Source organism: Brasilonema angustatum, assembly GCF_059505445.1.
The window spans coordinates 170525-189770 of record NZ_JCACKO010000118.1; the positions used below are offsets into that span (position 1 = coordinate 170525).

16 protein-coding genes are annotated in these 19246 nt (G+C 42.0%); 7 read left to right on the forward strand and 9 right to left on the reverse strand.

The genetic code is table 11. From position 1 onward, the window contains the following. Positions 1–539 precede the first annotated feature (539 nt). Both AC5JM2_RS20435 and AC5JM2_RS20440 read left to right on the forward strand, forming a co-directional pair. The gene (locus AC5JM2_RS20435; protein ID WP_495836672.1) at positions 540–2687 is read left to right on the forward strand and encodes an AAA-like domain-containing protein; all 2148 of its coding nucleotides are present in this window, start codon (positions 540–542) and stop codon (positions 2685–2687) included. Continuing rightward, positions 2680–6156, forward strand: a complete 3477-nt coding sequence (locus AC5JM2_RS20440; RefSeq protein WP_495836673.1) for a WD40 domain-containing protein — start codon at positions 2680–2682, stop codon at positions 6154–6156. Before AC5JM2_RS20435 ends, AC5JM2_RS20440 begins: the two co-directional genes overlap by 8 nt. 108 nt (positions 6157–6264) lie before the next feature. Here the strand turns inward: AC5JM2_RS20440 and brnA are convergent, their stop codons facing one another. After that, entirely contained in the window at positions 6265–6453 is a 189-nt protein-coding gene (gene brnA, locus AC5JM2_RS20445; protein WP_495836674.1) for a type II toxin-antitoxin system BrnA family antitoxin, read from the reverse strand. 433 nt (positions 6454–6886) lie between these two features. On the opposite strand from brnA, the gene AC5JM2_RS20450 reads away from it, so the two are divergent. Then, positions 6887–7150 carry an AbrB/MazE/SpoVT family DNA-binding domain-containing protein gene (locus AC5JM2_RS20450; RefSeq protein ID WP_495836675.1) on the forward strand — a complete coding sequence of 88 codons (264 nt, stop codon included), beginning with the start codon at positions 6887–6889 and terminating at the stop codon, positions 7148–7150. Here the strand turns inward: AC5JM2_RS20450 and AC5JM2_RS20455 are convergent. Beyond that, entirely contained in the window at positions 7130–7732 is a 603-nt protein-coding gene (locus AC5JM2_RS20455) for a Uma2 family endonuclease (protein WP_495836676.1), read from the reverse strand. The two genes, AC5JM2_RS20450 and AC5JM2_RS20455, sit on opposite strands and share 21 nt — an antisense overlap. A 300-nt stretch (positions 7733–8032) precedes the next feature. On the opposite strand from AC5JM2_RS20455, the gene AC5JM2_RS20460 reads away from it, so the two are divergent. Beyond that, on the forward strand, positions 8033–8287 hold the full coding sequence (locus AC5JM2_RS20460) for a nucleotidyltransferase family protein (protein WP_495836739.1): 255 nt from the start codon (positions 8033–8035) through the stop codon (positions 8285–8287). An 887-nt stretch (positions 8288–9174) separates the two neighbouring features. On the opposite strand, the gene AC5JM2_RS20465 is transcribed toward AC5JM2_RS20460, so the two are convergent. Together AC5JM2_RS20465 and AC5JM2_RS20470 are read right to left on the reverse strand one after the other, a co-directional pair. Next, positions 9175–9636, reverse strand: a complete 462-nt coding sequence (locus tag AC5JM2_RS20465; protein ID WP_495836677.1) for a cupin domain-containing protein — start codon at positions 9634–9636, stop codon at positions 9175–9177. 297 nt (positions 9637–9933) lie between these two features. Further along, the gene (locus AC5JM2_RS20470; protein WP_495836678.1) at positions 9934–10716 is read right to left on the reverse strand and encodes a cysteine hydrolase family protein; all 783 of its coding nucleotides are present in this window, start codon (positions 10714–10716) and stop codon (positions 9934–9936) included. Between the two features lie 88 nt (positions 10717–10804). Here AC5JM2_RS20470 and AC5JM2_RS20475 point away from each other — a divergent pair, with 88 nt between their 5' ends. Further along, positions 10805–12232 (forward strand): amidohydrolase, encoded by a 1428-nt coding sequence (locus AC5JM2_RS20475; RefSeq protein ID WP_495836679.1) that lies wholly within the window; start codon positions 10805–10807, stop codon positions 12230–12232. A 107-nt stretch (positions 12233–12339) separates the two neighbouring features. Here AC5JM2_RS20475 and AC5JM2_RS20480 read toward each other — a convergent pair whose 3' ends face one another. The 3 genes from AC5JM2_RS20480 to AC5JM2_RS20490 all read right to left on the reverse strand — a co-directional run bounded on the left by AC5JM2_RS20480 (position 12340) and on the right by AC5JM2_RS20490 (position 14056). Next, a complete protein-coding gene (locus AC5JM2_RS20480) occupies positions 12340–12621 on the reverse strand; it encodes a peptidase (protein WP_495836680.1) in 282 nt (93 codons plus the stop codon). Between the two features lie 155 nt (positions 12622–12776). After that, positions 12777–13235 (reverse strand): hypothetical protein, encoded by a 459-nt coding sequence (locus AC5JM2_RS20485; RefSeq protein WP_495836681.1) that lies wholly within the window; start codon positions 13233–13235, stop codon positions 12777–12779. A gap of 305 nt (positions 13236–13540) precedes the next feature. Further along, on the reverse strand, positions 13541–14056 hold the full coding sequence (locus AC5JM2_RS20490; protein ID WP_495836682.1) for a hypothetical protein: 516 nt from the start codon (positions 14054–14056) through the stop codon (positions 13541–13543). A gap of 629 nt (positions 14057–14685) precedes the next feature. On the opposite strand from AC5JM2_RS20490, the gene AC5JM2_RS20495 reads away from it, so the two are divergent. Beyond that, positions 14686–15390, forward strand: a complete 705-nt coding sequence (locus AC5JM2_RS20495) for a carbonic anhydrase (protein ID WP_495836683.1) — start codon at positions 14686–14688, stop codon at positions 15388–15390. A 272-nt stretch (positions 15391–15662) separates the two neighbouring features. Beyond that, positions 15663–17165, forward strand: coding sequence for a glycosyl hydrolase family 57 (locus tag AC5JM2_RS20500; protein WP_495836684.1), 1503 nt, complete (start codon positions 15663–15665; stop codon positions 17163–17165). A 368-nt stretch (positions 17166–17533) separates the two neighbouring features. Here the strand turns inward: AC5JM2_RS20500 and AC5JM2_RS20505 are convergent, their stop codons facing one another. Further along, positions 17534–17755, reverse strand: coding sequence for a hypothetical protein (locus AC5JM2_RS20505; protein WP_495836685.1), 222 nt, complete (start codon positions 17753–17755; stop codon positions 17534–17536). Positions 17756–17965: 210 nt separating this feature from the next. Continuing rightward, on the reverse strand, positions 17966–19243 hold the full coding sequence (locus AC5JM2_RS20510) for a glycosyltransferase (protein ID WP_495836686.1): 1278 nt from the start codon (positions 19241–19243) through the stop codon (positions 17966–17968). Between the last annotated feature and the right edge of the window lie 3 nt (positions 19244–19246).

Consider the following 19246-nt stretch of genomic DNA (forward strand, 5'->3'; position numbering starts at 1 on the left):
TAGAAGCAGTTATCCCATAAATTGTTAATACCTGTTCAACACTACTTCCCGACTTTCATATTTCCGTATAAATTACTAGTCTTTAACAAAAAAAGATACTAATATTTAGTTATAATCAAGCTGGAAATATTTTGGAAAAAGTATTTTTTTTTAGTGTATAGTCGATAAAATTTACTCAGAAATATCGGCTTGTACCCCCTTTACCCCTGCCCCCCTCTTCGGTCATGTCAGAATTAATGTAAATGGCAGTTTTTCTCAAGGTTCTTAGCCCAATCCTTAATAGCGTGTTGTACTGTTACCATACGGTTCTACAATAGTCAGGCGATGCTCCAGCAGGGAGCCACCCAAAGGGCGATCGCAAAAATTTCCGATTTCTATCTCACTTGTGCATAAGTTGATTTTGCCTGCACTTAATTAATAAATAAGTCTGATTTACATAATCGGATTTTCGTCAACGTCTAAGTTTGTTCAAACTGGGAACAGGGAACAAGGAACAACTGATAACTGATAACTGATAACTGATAACTGATAACTGATAAATGACAGCCCATTCAACAGTAATTGATACCAGAGTCAAGAAAATTCTGATTTTATCAGCTAACCCAAACAATACCTCCAAGTTACGTCTGGATGAGGAAGTTAGAGAAATTCAGGCGGGGCTACAACGTGCCAAAAAGCGAGAACAGTTTGAAATCATTAGCAGGTGGGCTGTACGGGTTGATGATTTACGACGTGCTTTATTAGACCATGAACCGCAAATTGTACATTTTTCGGGACATGGTTCTGGGAGTGATGGCTTGGCGTTGGAGAATAACTCTGGAGAATTACAACTTGTTAGTACTCAATCGTTAGCAAGGTTGTTTAAGTTATTTAAAGACAAAGTAGAGTGTGTTTTGCTCAACGCCTGCTACAGTGAAGTACAAGCTGAAGCGATTCACCAAAACATAGATTATGTGATTGGGATGAATCGAGCTTTGGGCGATCGCGCAGCAATTGAGTTTGCAGTTGGGTTTTATGATGCTATCGGTGCAGGCAGAAGTTACGAGGATGCTTTTGAATTTGGTTGCACTTCGATTGATTTAGAAGGAATTCCAGAATCAGAAACACCTGTCTTAAAATCTAAACACAGCAATCAAGACAAAATTTCTTCTACGACTTCTAGGACTTCAAGACAGCGCATCTTTATTAGTTACAAGCGCAATGTCGAACCGGATGAACTTGTGGCGATGCAAGTTTATCAGCTATTGTCACAACAGCACAATGTTTTTATTGACCAAAGAATGCTCGTTGGCACGCGCTGGGTAGAATCCATTGAAACAGAACTGCGCAATACTGATTTTCTCATCGTTTTCCTTTCTGAACAATCTGTTACGAGCGAGATGGTGCAGTGGGAAATCTCACTGGCGATGGAATTAGCCCAATCCCAAAACGGAAAACCTGTTATTCTGCCAGTGCGTTTAGCATATCGAGAAGCTTTTCCCCATCCCCTCAGCATTTACTTGAACCACATCAACTGGGCATTTTGGGAAAGTCCACAGGATACGCCGCATTTGATAGAAGAGTTGAGGCAAGCAATTAATGGTGGTTCTCTAAGCATAGTCCCAAAAGCTAGGACTAATTTACTCCAGATAAGTGTACCTGAGCAATTACCCCGACCAACACCATTTGCACAACCAATGGTGTTAGAAATGCCATCCGGGACGATGAAACCTGAATCTTCGTTTTATGTGGAACGCAACGCGGACACAATTGCGTTGCAAACCATTGTACAGCAAGGCGTAACGATTCCCATCAAAGGACCCAGGCAAGTTGGGAAAAGTTCATTATTGATGCGGATAATTCAAGCTGTTCGCAAAGCTGGTAAGCGAGTTGCTTATTTTGATTTTCAACAGTTAAGTACTGCAGTACTTAACGATGAGGAACTGTTCTTCCGTCACTTTTGTTCTTGGATCAGCGATGAACTGGAACTCGAAGATAAAGTGGAGGAGTATTTTGCTCGAAACTTAACGACGATTCAGCGTTGCGATCGCTATTTACAACGCCATATTATAAAAGGATTGGGACATCCCTTGGTATTGGCAATGGATGAAGTCGATAGAGTTTTTGATACCAACTTCCGCAATGATTTTTTTGGGATGTTGCGTAGCTGGCATAATAATCGTGCGATTTATCCGAGTTTAGACAAATTGGATTTGGTACTGGTTACTTCTACCGAGCCATATCAGTTAATTGATGATTTGAATCAGTCTCCGTTTAATGTCGGGCAGATTATTGAACTAGAAGATTTCACACCAGAACAAGTCGCGGAACTCAATCGGAGTCATAATTCACCTTTGAATGCTAACTTGCTTCAACAATTGTTTCGGTTGCTTGGTGGACATCCTTACTTGGTGCGAAAAGCACTGTACTTAGTAGCCAGCGGACAAATCACTCCAACAGAGTTATTTACGAATGCTACTGCTGCTTCTGGACCTTTTGGTGACCATTTACGGCGACTGCTGTCACTGTTATATGATAAGCAAGAATTAATACAGGGGTTGCTGCTTGTTATTAATCAAAATATCTGTCCCGACAGACAAATTTTCTGGCGGTTGCAAGGTTCTGGATTGGTGCGGGCTTCCGGACAGTCTGTTCTGCCCCGTTGTCAGTTATACGCAGAATATTTCCGGGAGAATCTACATGGCTGATCCAAGCATTTACACTGTTGGTGGCACAGTACAGACGAACCGGAATGGGGTTTATATTTCCCGACAAGCAGATGAGGAATTGTTAGCACTGTGTCGAGACGGAAAATTTGCTTACGTCCTCACACCACGTCAAATGGGTAAATCTAGTTTAATGGTACGTACTGCCTGTCAATTGAGAACCGAAGGAATTAAGTCGGTGATGATTGACTTGACGGGGATAGGTACGCAAGTCACAAATCCAGAACAGTGGTATCTAGGTTTACTGATTCAGATAGAAGCACAACTGATGCTGGATACTGATGTATACTCGTGGTGGCAAGAACACGCACATCTGGGTTTTACACAACGGTTAACAGAATTTTTTCAGCGGGTGTTATTGGTTGAAATCACCGCATCAGTGGTGATTTTTATTGATGAAATTGATACCACTCTTAGCTTAGATTTTACAGACGATTTTTATGCAGCTATTCGCTATCTCTACGTCTCGCGTGCTTCTCTATCATCAGAGTTTCAACGGCTTTCGTTTGTCTTATTTGGTGTCGCAACTCCCGGTGACTTGATACGAGATCCAAAACGGACACCGTTTAATGTTGGTCAGCGAGTTGACTTGACTGATTTTACTTTAACAGAAGCAGAACCACTGGCATCAGGATTGGGGTTGCCAAGAGAGAAAGCACAGCAGGTGTTGGAGCGGGTACTTGATTGGACAAAAGGACACCCGTATTTAACGCAGCACATTTGTTGTATTATTAGCCAATATCCTCAAAAAGATTGGTCAAAAGCTGATATTGACCGTATCGTGAGTAGAAACTTTTTCGGTGCAATGAGTGAGGAGGATAATAATTTACAATTTGTGCGTGATATGCTGACCAAACGCGCACCAGACAAAGTTGCTGTTTTAAGCATTTATCGCAAAATTCGGCAAGGAAAACACCGCGTTGCTGATGAAGAACAGTCAATTACTAAATCTCATCTGAAATTATCGGGTGTGGTTAAAAGGAAGAATGGGGTGTTGAAGGTACGAAATCCCATTTATCAACGAGTGTTTAATTTAAGCTGGGTGAATCAGCACTTACCGTTGAACTTACGGGATTTCTGGGAACGTTATAAGCCTGCACTTCCTTATGTTGCCATATTGTTGGTATTTTCAATTTCAATGGGATGGATGGCATTTTATGCTGATACACAACGTTCACGTGCTGAAAAAGCTCTCACAAATGCAGAGATTTCAGTTCAAAGTTTGACGACAGAAAATCGTTTTACTTCAGGTTATGAACTAGATGCTTTATTATCCGGGTTGAAAACAGGCAAAAATGTGAAAAAATATGGTGATACTGTAAATTTAGAGAACCGCACAAAAGCAATTGTTGCTTTGCAACAGGTTGTTTACGGAGTAAAAGAACGCAATCGATTGGAAGGGCATACCAATGGCGTCAGAAGTTTGGTGTTCAGCCCGGATGGTAAGACGATTGCTTCTGGGAGTTTTGACAACACCGTGAAACTATGGAATCTCTCTGGGCAGTTACTGCATACTCTGAACGGGCATAGCCGTGAAGTCTTTCATGTGGTATTCAGCCCGGATGGCAAGACCATTGCAACTGCTAGTTATGACAACACCGTGAAACTATGGAATCTTTCAGGGCAGTTACTGCATACTCTTATGGGGCATAGCGGTATAGTCTGGAGTGTGGTATTCAGCCCGGATGGCAAGACGCTTGCTTCTGCTGGTGACAACACAGTAAGACTGTGGAATCTCTCTGGGCAGGAACTGCATACCCTTAAGGGGCATACCGGTCCAGTCTATCGTGTGATGTTCAGCCCGGATGGCAAGACGATTGCTTCTGGTAGTAAGGACAAGACAGTAAGACTGTGGAATCTCTCTGGGCAGGAATTGCATATCCTTAAGGGGCATACCGATTCAGTCAATCGTGTGGTGTTCAGCCCGGATGGCAAGACGATTGCCAGTGTTAGTGATGACAACACCGTGAAACTATGGAATCTCTCTGGGCAGGAATTGCATACTCTTATGGGGCATAGCGCTTATATCTGGAGTGTGGTGTTCAGCCCGGATGGCAAGACGATTGCCAGTGTTAGTGATGACAAGACAGCGAAACTGTGGAATCTGTCTGGGCAGGAACTCCACACCCTCAAAGGGCATAGTAATCAGGTTATGAGCGTTGTGTTCAGCCCGAATGGTAAGACGATTGCTTCTGGGAGTTCTGACAACACAGTGAAACTGTGGAATCTGTCTGGGCAGGAACTCCACACCCTCAAAGGGCATAGCAATGCGATCTGGAGCGTGGTGTTCAGCCCGGATGGCAAGACGATTGCTACTGGTAGTCAGGACAACACAGTAAGACTGTGGAATCTCTCTGGGCAGGAACTGCATATTCTTAAGGGGCATACCAGTGAAGTCAATCATGTGAAGTTCAGCCCGGATGGCAAGACGATTGCTTCTAGTAGTAGAGACAACACAGTAAGATTGTGGAATCTCTCTGGGCAGGAACTGCATACTCTTATGGGGCACAGCGGTGTAGTCAATAGTGTGGTGTTCAGCCCGGATGGCAAGACGATTGCTTCTGCTAGTTCTGACAACACAGTAAGACTGTGGAATCTCTCTGGGCAGGAACTGCATACTCTTATGGGGCACAGCGGTGTAGTCAATAGTGTGGTGTTCAGCCCGGATGGCAAGACGATTGCTTCTGCTAGTTCTGACAACACAGTAAGACTGTGGAATCTCTCTGGGCAGGAACTGCATACTCTTATGGGGCACAGCGGTGTAGTCAATAGTGTGGTGTTCAGCCCGGATGGCAAGACGATTGCTTCTGCTAGTTCTGACAACACAGTAAGACTGTGGAATCTCTCTGGGCAGGAACTGCATACTCTTATGGGGCACAGCGGTGTAGTCAATAGTGTGGTGTTCAGCCCGGATGGCAAGACGATTGCTTCTGCTAGTTCTGACAACACAGTAAGACTGTGGAATCTCTCTGGGCAGGAACTGCATATTCTTAAGGGGCATAAGAGTTATATCTATAATCTGGTGTTCAGCCCGGATGGCAAGACGATTGCTTCTGCTAGTTCTGACAACACACTAAGACTGTGGAATCTCTTTGGGCAGGAACTGTATACTCTTATGGGGCATAGCAGTATAGTCTTTCGTCTGGTGTTCAGCCCGGATGGCAAGACGATTGCTTCTGGTAGTTGGGACAACACAGTAAGACTATGGAATCTCTCCGGGCAGGAACTGGGTATTCTGAAGGGGCATAGCAATGGCGTCAAAAGTGTGGTGTTCAGCCCGGATGGCAAGACGATAGCCTCTGGTAGTTTTGACAACACAGTAAGACTATGGAATATGGATTTGGATAACTTATTAATACGTGGTTGTGCTTGGGCTTCTGATTATCTGAAGAATAACCCTAATGTTAAAGATGATCGTCACCTTTGTGATGATGTTCTTAATAGAAAGTAGTGAGGAGGTAGAACCTCCTACTGCTAGTTCCCAGGCAAAGCCCGCGAACGATAAAAATTAGCAAGCAGAAATTATGAATGGTACTCAAGCCGTTGAGCAATCCATACCTTAATGATCGACTGTCGAGTGACACTCCCGCCGCGCCGCCTCACGATCAAGTGCTTCAATCATCCATATCGGGAAATCGACGTTGATCCGCCGCTGCTCATAACCTGGGCGGCGAACGGTGGAAAGATCAAGGTATGAAGTTACGTCCTCGCCGTTGTCGAACTTTTCGTCAAAGTCTTGGGCTTTCATATAGCTCTACCTCCTGATTTCGTGCTCGCTGTATGGTGTTAAGCTAGCTGTGCCTCCGGCGTTAACTCAAATCTTGCGCCATAATTATCGTCTGCCAAGAAATAAATTTCTTGGCTCAAAGTTCAAGTCCGTTAAAACGGACTGGGTAACTCTTTTAGTCCGTTTTAACGGACTTGAATTATTAGCCTTGAACTTGAGTTCAAGGCGTACTATGGGTAAGGTGCAAGATCTGAGCGCCCAAGGGGCGCGACTACACGCCCCCAACGAATGAAAGAAACACCATTTCCCTGTTCCCTGTTCCCTGTTCCCTGTTCCCTGTGTTTCTTAAGAGTTAAGCTAGCTGCGCCTCCGGCGTTAAGCTAGCTGCGCCTCCGGCGATCGCTTCTTTTACTATAATTTCAACAGGATAATTATATTTTCCCTTCTCTCAATTATGGAAATCACAAAAATATCCAATGAAGGACAAGTAATAATTCCCGAACCATTGCGAAAGTCTCATGGCTGGAAAGTGGGACAGGAACTGATAGCAATTGATATGGGTGACGGAATTCTTCTGAAACCAAAAAAACCTTTTTTAGAAACCACATTGGCTGATGTTGGTGGATGCTTAAAATACCAAGGCATACCAAAAACTCTTGAAGAAATGGATGATGCTATCCGTCAGGGTATAGAGGAATCATGGCATGATATCATCTAGTTTCAGATCTAAATTTGGGAATAAATAAGAATAAATACTATCTCCCAAGCGATATTGTTGCTGCTGATATATACCATTAACTAATTGACATACAGTAAAAGTAGGTTGTTTGGGATTACCGATAAATTGCAAACCACCCAAACCACGAAAATCTACAATCCAATATTCAGGAATTTCCAGAAAAGCATATTCTTCAACTTTTCTTGCATAATCATCTTGCCAATTAGTACTCACAACCTCAGCAACCAGCTTAATAGTATTACCATTACAAATAATAAGTTTTTTTTGCCAAAGTGGTTCTTGACCGAGTTTTTCTTTATCTAAAACAATGACATCTGGACGTAATGCTGTTGCTTCTGCGCGTGGATGTTTAATCAAACAAGTTTTGGGAATCAACCAGTTTAAATGAGTACGAAGAATTTCAGTATAAATTCTACCAGCAATATTTCCTGCAACTTCTTCATGAGGACCAGTTGGTTCCATGTCACGTAATTCTCCGTCAATAAGTTCGTAACGCGGATTATCCCCATACTCAACGAGAAATTGCTCGAAAGTGATAAGCTTGGGTGGGGTATAGGTCATAGTTCATATTGTGACAGCAGGTGGTTTTATTTTAGCGAAGCTATATTAATTCTTTCCCGTAGTTTTATTTCTCAAGTTCCAAACCCACTAAACTGACGCACATACAGCGTTTTTCTGTAAGGTGGGCATTGCTCACCACTATCTCAAATGTCTATCACATAGACTTTTCTGAGCAATGTAGCGCTACGATTTGTAGTCTATTCATATGAAAACCGCTGTAAGGTTCGTGAAATGTCAAAATAATATCATGAGAGATGAAAAATGAAATGAAAAGAACTCCTCCAAGAAAAACGAGCAGAAATTCTCAAGATTGCTGCTAAACATGGTGCTTATAATCTCCGAATTTTTGGTAGCGTAGCTAGAGGAGAAGAAACACCAAGCAGTGATATTGATTTTTTGATTGATTATGACTTGAATAAAATTACACCTTGGTTTCCTGGTGGCTTGGTTCAAGAGTTAGAAACCTTGTTGAATCGGAAGGTTGATGTGGTAACTACTAATTCTTTACATTATTTTATTCAAGATAATGTCTTAAAAGAGGCTATTCCTTTATGAAAAACGCTCGGATTTATCTGATTCACATTCGGGATTGTCTCAACAGAATTAAGCAATATACACGCTTAAGGGAAAGAAGTATTTTTTAATGACATTAAAACCCAAGATGCAGTTTTAAGAAATATTCAGGTGATGTGTGAGTCTGTACAAAAAATCGTCTTGATATGAATTGTCATTGCGAACGGAGCGAAGCGCAGTGAAGCAATCCCAGAAGTTTGCGATTGCTACCCTGGCGGGAAGCCCCCTCCGGGGTCTACGCTCCACTTCGTTTCGCTGCCCTCCGGGCACGCTGCGCTAACGCTGCGGACAAACACGTTTTTGCAAAATTGGATTGTTTGGAATGTCATTGAAAACTATTTGCCTTCTCTAGAAAAAACGATTGAAGCAATGGCACAGGAATTTTGGAATATTTAAGTGAGAAGTACTCCGAAACTGAAAAATCACCTTAATGCAGTATGATCGCGCAGCGTGCGTCTTCTGAGATCTTGCACCATAATTCTCGTCCGCCAAGAAATAAATTTCTACAGCGAGTAGCCCAAGTCCATTGAAATGGACTGAAATTCTTACTCAGTCTTCTTTAGAAGACTTTAGCTATTAGCCTGGGGTTTAAACCCTAGGCGGGTAATGCGACTGGTGCAGGACCTGAGTCTTCGCACGATCGCCTGTTTGTATCTGTTCTTGCACTATTGTCATTTAGCTATGACTCTGGAGGTAGAACCTCCCACCTCTGGTTCCCAGGCTCAGCCTGGGTACCAGAAAAAGCCCCCTTTTTAAGGGGGTTGGGGGATCTCTAGAAAAAGCCCCCTTTTTAAGGGGGTTGGGGGATCTCTAGAAAAAGCCCCCTTTTTAAGGGGGTTGGGGGATCTCTTCTGCGTAAGTCCTATAAATCACACTTTACATGGCATTAAACTATCCACTCTCCCCAAAACTGCCATATCTTCCTCATCCAACTCCACTGGTGTACCACTACGAATTAATTCCGCAAAATCTTCATTAGGAATCATAATAGTTAGCGTATATAAACGACCATAACCGATATTTTCAATCACATGAGTGCCTGTGGGAGGGACTAACAAACTATCTCCTGCTTTAATTCGGACTACTTTGCCATCACAACTGGCGATTCCTTCTCCTTTGAGGACAAAAAACATTTCCACCGCCAATTGATGACGATTGGGTGGTGTTTTCCCACCAACATCAAAAATTTCCACGCAACAAGTCAAAGAAGTATTAGCACTTGCGGTGTCGAATATAATCGCCAAGCGGTTTGAGTCATTGGGACTAATGCGATATGCTTGGTAATCTTTGGGAGATTTGATAACAGGAATCACACAACTAGCCAGGTACATAATTTATCTCCTTTATAGTTATCGGTGTAAAGAGTCGTGAGTTTGGAAGTGTATTTATCTCTCTATGGTTATATGGTCATACAAAGGCAAGCAAAATCACTATTCAACATTCAGCACTTTGTTGAAGTTGCGATCTGTTTGGTAATCTTTGGGAGATTTGACAACGGGAATCACACAACGAGTCGCGTACATAATTTATCTCCTTTATAGTTATCTGAGTTGTAAAGAGTCGTGAGTTTGGAAGTGTATTTATCTTTCTATGGTTATATGGTCATACAGAGGCAAGCGAATCACTATTCAACATCCAGGGCTTTGTTGAAGTGCGTTTAAGATTGCTTGCGAATCACTCACAAAGCCAAAGCACTGGTTGACGTTGTATATTGTCGCGAGCCAACAATACTCAGGAGAAGTTGTCGCAGTACAATCTTTAACTAGTAAGCAGTCGTATCCTAAGAAGTTTGCATCTTGTAAGGTAGCCATCACACATTGATCGGCATTCACTCCTGCAAAAAGTAGTGTTGTTCTGCCCAAGTTCCGGAGGATACTATCCAAAGGGGTATCCCAAAAACCACTCATACGGTATTTATCCACACGAATATCCTGGGGTAATTGTTGGAGTTCATCGACTACCGCCGCCGCCCAACTACCCGCCATGAGTACTTTAGCGCCGTTACTCGGTAAGGGATCACCTAATCCCACGCCAACACCCGTGGAGTTATAGACGTGAAGCAGATTGGCACTAATGTTGAGTAAGTCGGGACGATTTCCCCAATTCACCCAGATCACGGGTACATTTTTGTTTCGGAGTTCAGGTAATAAGATTTGTAAAGGTTGAACAGGTTTCTGGGCTGGGGTGACATCTACACCGATATGCGCCAACCAGCCATCAGGGTGACAGAAGTCGTTTTGCATATCAATGACGAGAATGGCAGTTTTTGCCAAGTCAAGGCGCAGGGTTTTGGTTTCTGTTGATAAAATAACGGGTTGTGGGATCTGGGGAGGACGAGTGATATCTGCAAACGTATGGTTTACTGCCCATGCGTTTGGTGCAATTCCTAAATTCCGAACAGGTATATTCATAGATTGCTACACCCAACACCATCCTTTATTTTGTAACTTGAAAATCTCCTAAATGTTCTATTACTTATACTTAATCAAGGTTTAAGCCATGAACTTTACAATTCAAAATGTTTTAATTACCACTGTTGATGATTATGCAACTGTGGATGTGCAAGTCGTAGATGGGGCGATAGTGGCGATAGCGAAGCGCTGCTGCTTTCAGCAGAACGCACCCAGTCTAGAGGTTATCGGTACGGCGATTAACGGTGAAAACAAACTCCTGTTGCCAGGATTTTTCAACGCCCACAGCCACTCCTCTGAAATGTGGCAACGAGGTATCATTCCACCGCTTCCTCTAGAATTATGGTTAGCACAACTTTACGACTTTGCGCCTCTTGATCTAGAAAAAGTTTACCTTAGTGCTTTGGGAACGGCAGTGGAAACCCTGCTTTCCGGTGGAACGAGTGTGGTGGATCATCTCATCCTCATTCCAGGCAAAGAGTTGGAAACAATTGCAACCGCCGTTCGTGCTTACAAAGAAGTTGGCATTCGTGCTTTTGTCTCTCCTCTAATTCAAGATGAATCCCTGACTGCTGGGATACCATCTGGAGAAACTAAGCAAAATCACGAGCCTTATTTTCGCTCAACTCAGGCGACACTAGAATTAATAGAAGAAGCTGTCAGACAGTTTCATCGCCCAGATGAGGGTATCAGTATTTTAGTTGCCCCCACAGGAATACAATTATGTTCTGATGCTTTGTTCCAAGGATGTATTGAGTTAAGCGATAAGTACAATCTTTGCCGTCACTCCCATCTACTGGAAACCAAAGCGCAAGAGAAACTCGCGCAAGAAAAATATGGCTGTAGTGCGGTTGAACATCTGGGGCGGATTGGTTATTTAGGCGATCGCACATCCCTTGCCCATTGCATTCACTTAACTGACACCGATATCACAATACTCGCCGAAACTAAATCTACAGTTGTCCACAATCCCTTAAGTAACTTGCGTATAGGTAGTGGTATCGCGCCGATTCTGAAATATCGTCAAGCTGGAGTCAACGTCACTTTTGGTTGTGATGGTGCATCTAGCAACGATTCCCAAGACTTACTAGAAGCCATCAAAATAGGTTCAATATTGCACAATATCACAGATTTCGATTACCAACACTGGATTACACCTCGTCAATCAGTGGAGATGGCATCTTTGGGTGGTGCAAAAGGACTGAACATGGCTGATCAACTCGGTTCCCTAACCGTCGGCAAAAAAGCCGATTTGGTGATGTATGACCTCACCAGTTTATCACTACTACCGCGTACAGACCCGATTGGCTTATTAATTCTTGGTCGTCCCACCAATGCGGTAGTTAGTGTCTGGGTAAATGGTAAGCAGGTAGTCGGTGATGGCAAAGTGACTACTATTAACGTGGATGATTTGCGTCAACAATTATTTGATCACAGTCAGTGGGATACAAAACGCAAGTCTGAGACTGTTGCTCAACTTGAAGCTCATTATCGTACAGTCATGGATTTATTGTAGTCATAGGTGCGGCGTTCCGCTCCACAGGTTTTCGCTCTTTGGAGGGAATAGGGAAATTTTAATTCCTGTTAAGCGTTCCCTATTCCCTGTTCCCTTTCAATTTGAAATTATCCCAGTGTATTTTTATTAGTGCGTTGACGAAACAAACCTGTCATACTTACACCAGTAATCAATAAACCGATTAATCCTAAACCATTCAAAAAGGGATAAATTCCTTGTAGATTCAAGACTTCTAGGCTATGGATTTTGATCAGAAATACAGCTAACTCATGCTGGTGGAACCATTCATTGATAATAGTGTACGCCATACCAGTGAGCACAGTCAGAAATAATGGTAGGCACAAAATAATGGCAATCTGGCGATGGTATCGTCGGAAACTACGTAGCATTACTTTTAGTAAAATTATCCTTTCTACAACTGATCATTAATAGGGATCAATAATCAAAATTATGCCAAAGTAGCCATCATGAACTGCCTCACCAGAACACATGAAAATACCTCTTAACCTGTTCCCTGTTAAGCGTTCCCTATTTTCAAGTCAGTTTACCCAGATTGTTGTATTTTTCCATAACCAACTTTCCAATTATCAGGCTGGTTTAACTCATCTTTCTTACCTTGAGAAATCAACCATACAGCAGCCCGAGTATGGAATAATGCCTTCATCAGGTAATATCCTGGCTTAGCATAAACGCCTTCAGCAACAGTCGTGCCAGCAAAAATAAGTTCTCCGCAGAAAGTGCCAGTACCATTTATAGTGACTGTGAACAGCTTATCAGTGAGATTTCCACCAGGAATCATAAAAATTGCGTAAACGTGATGTTCACCTCGCCAAGGCTCAACTATGATTTTCTGAGGATGTGTGTAGAATCTTTCACCTGTTCCTCGAATAACATTTGATTCCTGGCAAGTGAGAAGGTTCGGTAGCCTTGAAATAGTAGTCCAGCTAAGAACAATGATTAAGCTCAGGGTAAATAAAACGTAAGTAATTTTACTTTTAAGCATTCGTACTTTTAGAACTACGTGTTTAATGGTAACTGATTTTGTATTGTGTGGCGATCGCACGTGCGCTTTATATATAGTTCACTACAATTGACGGATATCCAGGATAAACCGAGACGCTTTACTTTGGTTTGGTGTTTTCAAAAAGCCGATAGCGTCATTCCCGATGTTGTTTGGGCAACTCATGAGCAACATGTCAGCTTTCATTTGACTCAAACCACATATAAAGTTATCACTTTAAGGGTGAAAGATTAGCATCAAATAGAATCAAGTGTAGAGTCCCCTGGCAAAATTTCAGAAAGTTAAAACTAACCTTTGTTGTCCTCTTCTGTACTTTTACGAAGATCGATATACTGCTTACCTAAATCAGTGACTTTTACGTAATCGGAAAGGTTATTATCTTTATAAGGAATGTCACGAATTCTACCAACATCTACATATCCTATATCTTTCAGGTGAAAAATTTCTTTTTCTAGATTATCATTCATTTCATAAGAACCAAAGTTACCCCCAGCCAGTTTCTTGAGAGTCTCAAACATAGATTTGGACATAGATATCAAAACTAGCTTGTCAGTTCTTGCCTTTGTGGTAGAGAGTTTTTTTCCAATTGAATTTATTTTGCTATCTAGCTTTCCTCTATCAAAAGTCAATGCAATAACCTCATCAAGCTGAGGAATAAGAAACAGTAGTAATGCAATAGCAATGATTGCTACAAAAAGAAGTGGAGTCGGTTGTCTAGAAATTAACAAAATAAGCAAAACTCCTTCGATAACTGCAATACAGATAAACGCTGCCCACCATTTTGCTGAATAATCTTGAGCCACAATTTCTCTCCTGATAACTCTCAGTCTCAATGATTCCTGTTGAATGAGTTTAATTATAATTGCTCTTTATGAAAGGTTTCTATCTCGATCACAGGAGGTTTTAATTCAAAATCATGATTTGCAACCTAGCATAGAATATACTGATTAACAAACAACAATTTGATCTGTAGATAACAAAAATATCTTGAATTCCCAGTTATTGTGTATAATATTAATTTACAGATTTTTTTAAAGAAAGTAGTTCATCCGGAACCAATTAAATGATTAATAGTCAGTATAAATCTGTATAAAAGCTTGTATAGTATCAATAGATAACATAATTCTCCCCAGATTGAAGAATTATTTTATCTCATTAACTTTATTATCAAAATACTAAATTTAGTGGCTGGGTATAGCGTCAACTGCATTGTCCAATTAAAACTAGAAGTAAGTACTGTATTGCACAAGTTCGCAACGACTAACAGCTTCTTTCCTTGAGTTTCATATGGTGTTTGTAGGGGCTTATAAACAACGCTCTTATCGCTTATTTCAAAAGGGCTAGCCAAATAATCTCAAAGAAAAGCGTTATGAATTTATGAAATGCTGTACTAAGCGCAAATACCTGGAACCCTAGACTTTGCTAAAGATTAATGAAATATCACAGCATTGATGAACTCCTGAACAATAATCAAGCTTGGGTTGCAGAAAAACTGGCTTTGAACCCCAACTATTTTGAACAATTAGCCACCGGACAAAAACCCCCCTATCTTTACATTGGGTGTTCTGATAGTCGTTTACCGCTAACCAACTTTACACGCACAGAACCTGGAGAGTTATTTGTCCATCGCAACATTGCCAATCAAGTGTCCCTAACGGATATTAACTTTTTAGCCGTTTTGGAATACGCAATTTCTCATCTTCAAGTTCAACACATTATTGTTTGCGGTCATTACGGTTGCGGTGGAATTAAGGCGGCGCTAGAAGGAAAAACCATTGGAATCATTGATAATTGGGTGAATCCGATCCGAGAAATCTACTTACAAAACCAAGACGAAATTGATGCTTTGCTCACAAAAGAAGAACGTCTAAATCGTCTAGCAGAAATCAATATTTTGGTACAGGTTAAAAATCTATACCAAACTTCTATTATGCGTAAAGCACTTTATGATCAAAAAGCACCAGTGATTCATGGTTGGGTACTGGATATCCGAACAGGATTAATCAAAGACTTGCAAGTCTCAACGAAACAATGGGAATTACGCCCACCAACCTTGGTTCTTGAGTCCATACCTTCTCTGCCTGATTTTAAATTTATGAATGGGGATTTGGACTGTTTCTCTCAAGAGGCATGTTAAGGTATGGTGATCTGTAGTTATAACTTACGCATGAGTTACGAAAAAACAAGACTGTGAGATTGCTTTCTTACGTCGCAATGACACAACTACGTTATTTTTGCGTAAATCCTGTAACTAATGATTTGCAATACCTGTTTTTCTAAAAGGGTGTACAATGCGCGAACCACAGATTAAGATTGATCCGGGAACTCTGTTGTTAATAGTGTCTGTCCTTCTACTGTTACCTCTTTTGCTGGCTGGTTTCGTCTTTCAATAAGCTATTTGGAACGACTATGACTGCAACAAAATCATCTGCTAATCTACCAATTTTGGAACAATTCCGGACAGGATTACCCAATATTTGCGGCTGTGAGGCAGAAATTAATTCTGTGGTTCAGCAAGATAACCCTGTATTTCTCAACACCACCAATCTCCGCCTAGAAAATATCACGGCTGGGTTTGCTTGTGCTCTCCATATGCATCAACCCAGCATTCCTGCGGGTGCTCACGGGGAAATTATCAGCCATCTCCAGTATATGTTTGAACATCCCCATCAAGGAGATAACCATAACGCAGAACCATTTGCCTGGTGTTATAGCCGGATGGGCGATTTTATTCCCCAACTTATATCCGAAGGTTGCAATCCTCGAATTATGCTCGATTACTCGGGTAATTTGTTGTGGGGGTTACAACAAATGGGACGAGAGGATATTATCAATAATCTCAAACGTTTGACTTGTGACTCTCAATATCAGCCTTACGTCGAATGGTTGGGAACAATGTGGAGTCATGCGGTTATTCCTTCCACACCAATTCCTGACATTAAACTCCAAATTCAAGCTTGGCAACATTACTTTGCAGCCATTTTCGGCTATGATGCCCTACAGCGCGTGAAGGGCTTTTCTCCCCCAGAAATGCACTTACCAAACCACCCGGATACTTTGTTTGAATATATCAAAGCTCTCAAAGAATGCGGATATCGTTGGTTGATGGTGCAAGAACATTCTGTAGAACGTCTGGATGGATCGGGTTTACGTCATGAGGATAAATATATTCCAAATCGATTGCTTGCCCGCAATTCTAAAGGTGAAACCATCAGCATTACAGCATTAATCAAAACTCAAGGTTCCGACACAAAGTTAGTGGCTCAAATGCAGCCTTATTTTGAGGCGAAAGGAAGAAGTCAACAGCAAATTGGTAATGTTAAAGTTCCCTCGCTTGTCACTCAAATTGCTGATGGGGAAAATGGCGGCGTTATGATGAACGAATATCCCCGCGATTTGTTGAGAGTCTATTATGAAATTCGCGATTCCGGAAACAATCATTCAGGAATTGTCGCACTCAACGGTACTGAATATTTGGAATTAATTGAAGCTGCTGGTGTGAATCCAGATGAATATCCAACCTGTCAAGCCGTACAGCAACACAAAATTTGGCAGCGAGTAGAACCAGGAAATTCTACACCAGAAGCTGTGGAAAAAGCAATAACAGAATTAAAGGAAACAGACCATCAATTTCACATGGATGGTGCTTCTTGGACGAACAATTTAAGTTGGGTTCAAGGTTACGAAAATGTTTTAGATCCAATGAATAAACTCAGTGCTTTATTTCATGAAAAATATGATTCATTAGTTCAGCAAGATCCTTGCGTGACACAGAGTTGCGATTATCAAAGAGCATTACTGTACAACTTGTTATTGCAAACAAGTTGTTTCCGATATTGGGGACAAGGAGTTTGGACTGACTATGCTCGCGAACTCTATCAACGAGGTGAAGCGCTTTTGGGAGTGGATTGAGCAACAAAGGGGTGTAGGGGTGTAGGGGTGTAGGGGTTGTATGGTGGTAGGGGAGAAGAGAGATTTTTCTAGCCCCTAAGAGGGGCGCACTCTCGGATGTGGTGCATCCCTGTCCCGGAACCAAAAGGGTTCAAGCCCTCACCAATAACTCTTACCCCTTACACCCTTACACCCTTACACCCTTACACCCTTACACCCTTACACCCTTAGTTGTTGACAGCGCTTTTCATTTGCACAAACCACATGGTGTGGGAGCACATCATTGCAATGCTCCCATACCATTTCACAAAAAGTCTACAAACAAAGCTGGGGAAATCTGATTAGGCTTTCCCCTAGCTTTATTCATAATCCTGATGTCTCCAAACTTATTAAGCTTGCAGTGCCATGTCGCCTTCTGTTGGCTCTGCTATTATCCAGGCGGAGTAGACATCCTCAATAAATTTTTTGTGATTCTCAACTCCTTGAAGGCTGTTTGCTTGTACTTTTAAGGTGGTTAAATAGACTCCATGCAGTATTTGATGTCCATAACCAATAACTTGACCTATCTGCCCTGTGATTTGATGTTGTGCGTAATCTCCAATGTTCAGCATATTAATAACTCCCTGACGTGAAAGGTTTAGTGACTTGTTTTTTACTGTTTCTGCACGTTAGGTGCGATTTGGTGCAGCATGATGCAAAATCGCTCTCTTTATTAGTGCTGCGTTTTTAGTGCTAAGTCCGGATTATTTTCGATCTTACACTTGGAAAAACCACAAAGCACCCTTACGAAAAACTTCGCAACACTATCAAAGCGGTAGAAATTAAGCTGCAATTTGAGGTTTGCTCTCTATTGAGGGCATGGTTTGAGCTAGTAGATGTGTGTAGATTTGAGTCAGGCGGGATGCAACACTATACCAACTAAACGCAATCTCTACTCGTTGTCTACCAGCTTCACCTAATTGATCTCGCCAATTTGGGTTGAGCAAAATCCGGTCAATAGCAGTAGCAAAAGCGACTTCATCTTTAGGGGGAACGAGTAACCCAGTCACTTCAGGTACGACTGTAAATTGCAGCCCCCCAACATCACTAGCCACGACTGGAGTCTGACTAGCCATTGCTTCTATTGCAACTAAACCAAAAGGTTCGTAGTGACTAGGTACAACACAAACATCTGCTGCTGCATAGTAGGAGGGAAGAACAGCCTCATCTAGGCGACCTGGAAAGGTTATACAGTCTTCCAATCCGAGTTCAGCGACAATGCTTGCGATGCGATCGCGCTCGATCCCATCACAATGACCTGGACGATAACCACCTCCAATAACAAGTTGTAGGTTAGTATGACCCCGCAAACTAGATTTTGCAACGGCTCGTACTAATGTTTCAATTCCCTTGCGTCGATCAAAACGACCTACGTAGAGAATCATCCTAACATCAGGTGCAATTCCCAACTCCTGCCGTGCGGCAGACCTTTGAATCAACCCAAACTTATCGATATCAGTCCCACAGGGGATGACTTCGATTTTTCCTTTAGTGGAAACGAGTCTTCGCATATGTTGCTGTTCTTGAGGACTTGTTGCAACAACCCGATCTACACTTTCTAGACAGGCTTTCTCAACGGCTATTCGCTTGCTAGCAATTGCTGGAATCTCAGAGATAGCATTGTACTTGACTGTTCCTAAAGAGTGGTAAGTATGTAACTGAATTAATGGTTGCTGTTTTTTGAGTTCCATACCCACCCACGAGGACAACCAATAGTTAGTATGAATCAAAGGGTACTGAAATCCTTGCTCCTGCTGGAATGCCTGAAACTCTGCAATAAATTCTGGTAGATGCTCGAATAAGTGATCTCGCCCTATAAACTCAGTAGATCCAGTCTTCAATCGGATCGTGCGACATAATGGTCCATGCTGCACTATCGTAGCCTGCTGTGGACTACTTTGGCGGGTGAACATATCCACCTGCCAACCTTGCTGAGCAAGTGCATAACCAACTTGACGCACATAGACATTTTGTCCTCCAGCCTCTTCCTGTCCAATTTCTGCAGCAGGATCTCCATCAACAGAAATTAGAGCTATGCGATGTTTTCTCGTCGGTAACATAGT

Bases quoted from the DNA above. Each gene is read 5' to 3' on its own strand.
- AC5JM2_RS20450 (WP_495836675.1), top strand. From the start codon at position 6,887: ATGGAAATCACAAAAATATCCAATGAAGGACAAGTAATAATTCCCGAA.
- brnA (WP_495836674.1), bottom strand. From the start codon at position 6,453: ATGAAAGCCCAAGACTTTGACGAAAAGTTCGACAACGGCGAGGACGTA.
- AC5JM2_RS20500 (WP_495836684.1), top strand. From the start codon at position 15,663: ATGACTGCAACAAAATCATCTGCTAATCTACCAATTTTGGAACAATTC.
- AC5JM2_RS20495 (WP_495836683.1), top strand. From the start codon at position 14,686: ATGAAATATCACAGCATTGATGAACTCCTGAACAATAATCAAGCTTGG.
- AC5JM2_RS20510 (WP_495836686.1), bottom strand. From the start codon at position 19,243: ATGTTACCGACGAGAAAACATCGCATAGCTCTAATTTCTGTTGATGGA.
- AC5JM2_RS20475 (WP_495836679.1), top strand. From the start codon at position 10,805: ATGAACTTTACAATTCAAAATGTTTTAATTACCACTGTTGATGATTAT.
- AC5JM2_RS20485 (WP_495836681.1), bottom strand. From the start codon at position 13,235: ATGCTTAAAAGTAAAATTACTTACGTTTTATTTACCCTGAGCTTAATC.
- AC5JM2_RS20480 (WP_495836680.1), bottom strand. From the start codon at position 12,621: ATGCTACGTAGTTTCCGACGATACCATCGCCAGATTGCCATTATTTTG.
- AC5JM2_RS20435 (WP_495836672.1), top strand. From the start codon at position 540: ATGACAGCCCATTCAACAGTAATTGATACCAGAGTCAAGAAAATTCTG.
- AC5JM2_RS20465 (WP_495836677.1), bottom strand. From the start codon at position 9,636: ATGTACCTGGCTAGTTGTGTGATTCCTGTTATCAAATCTCCCAAAGAT.
- AC5JM2_RS20505 (WP_495836685.1), bottom strand. From the start codon at position 17,755: ATGCTGAACATTGGAGATTACGCACAACATCAAATCACAGGGCAGATA.
- AC5JM2_RS20440 (WP_495836673.1), top strand. From the start codon at position 2,680: ATGGCTGATCCAAGCATTTACACTGTTGGTGGCACAGTACAGACGAAC.
- AC5JM2_RS20455 (WP_495836676.1), bottom strand. From the start codon at position 7,732: ATGACCTATACCCCACCCAAGCTTATCACTTTCGAGCAATTTCTCGTT.
- AC5JM2_RS20470 (WP_495836678.1), bottom strand. From the start codon at position 10,716: ATGAATATACCTGTTCGGAATTTAGGAATTGCACCAAACGCATGGGCA.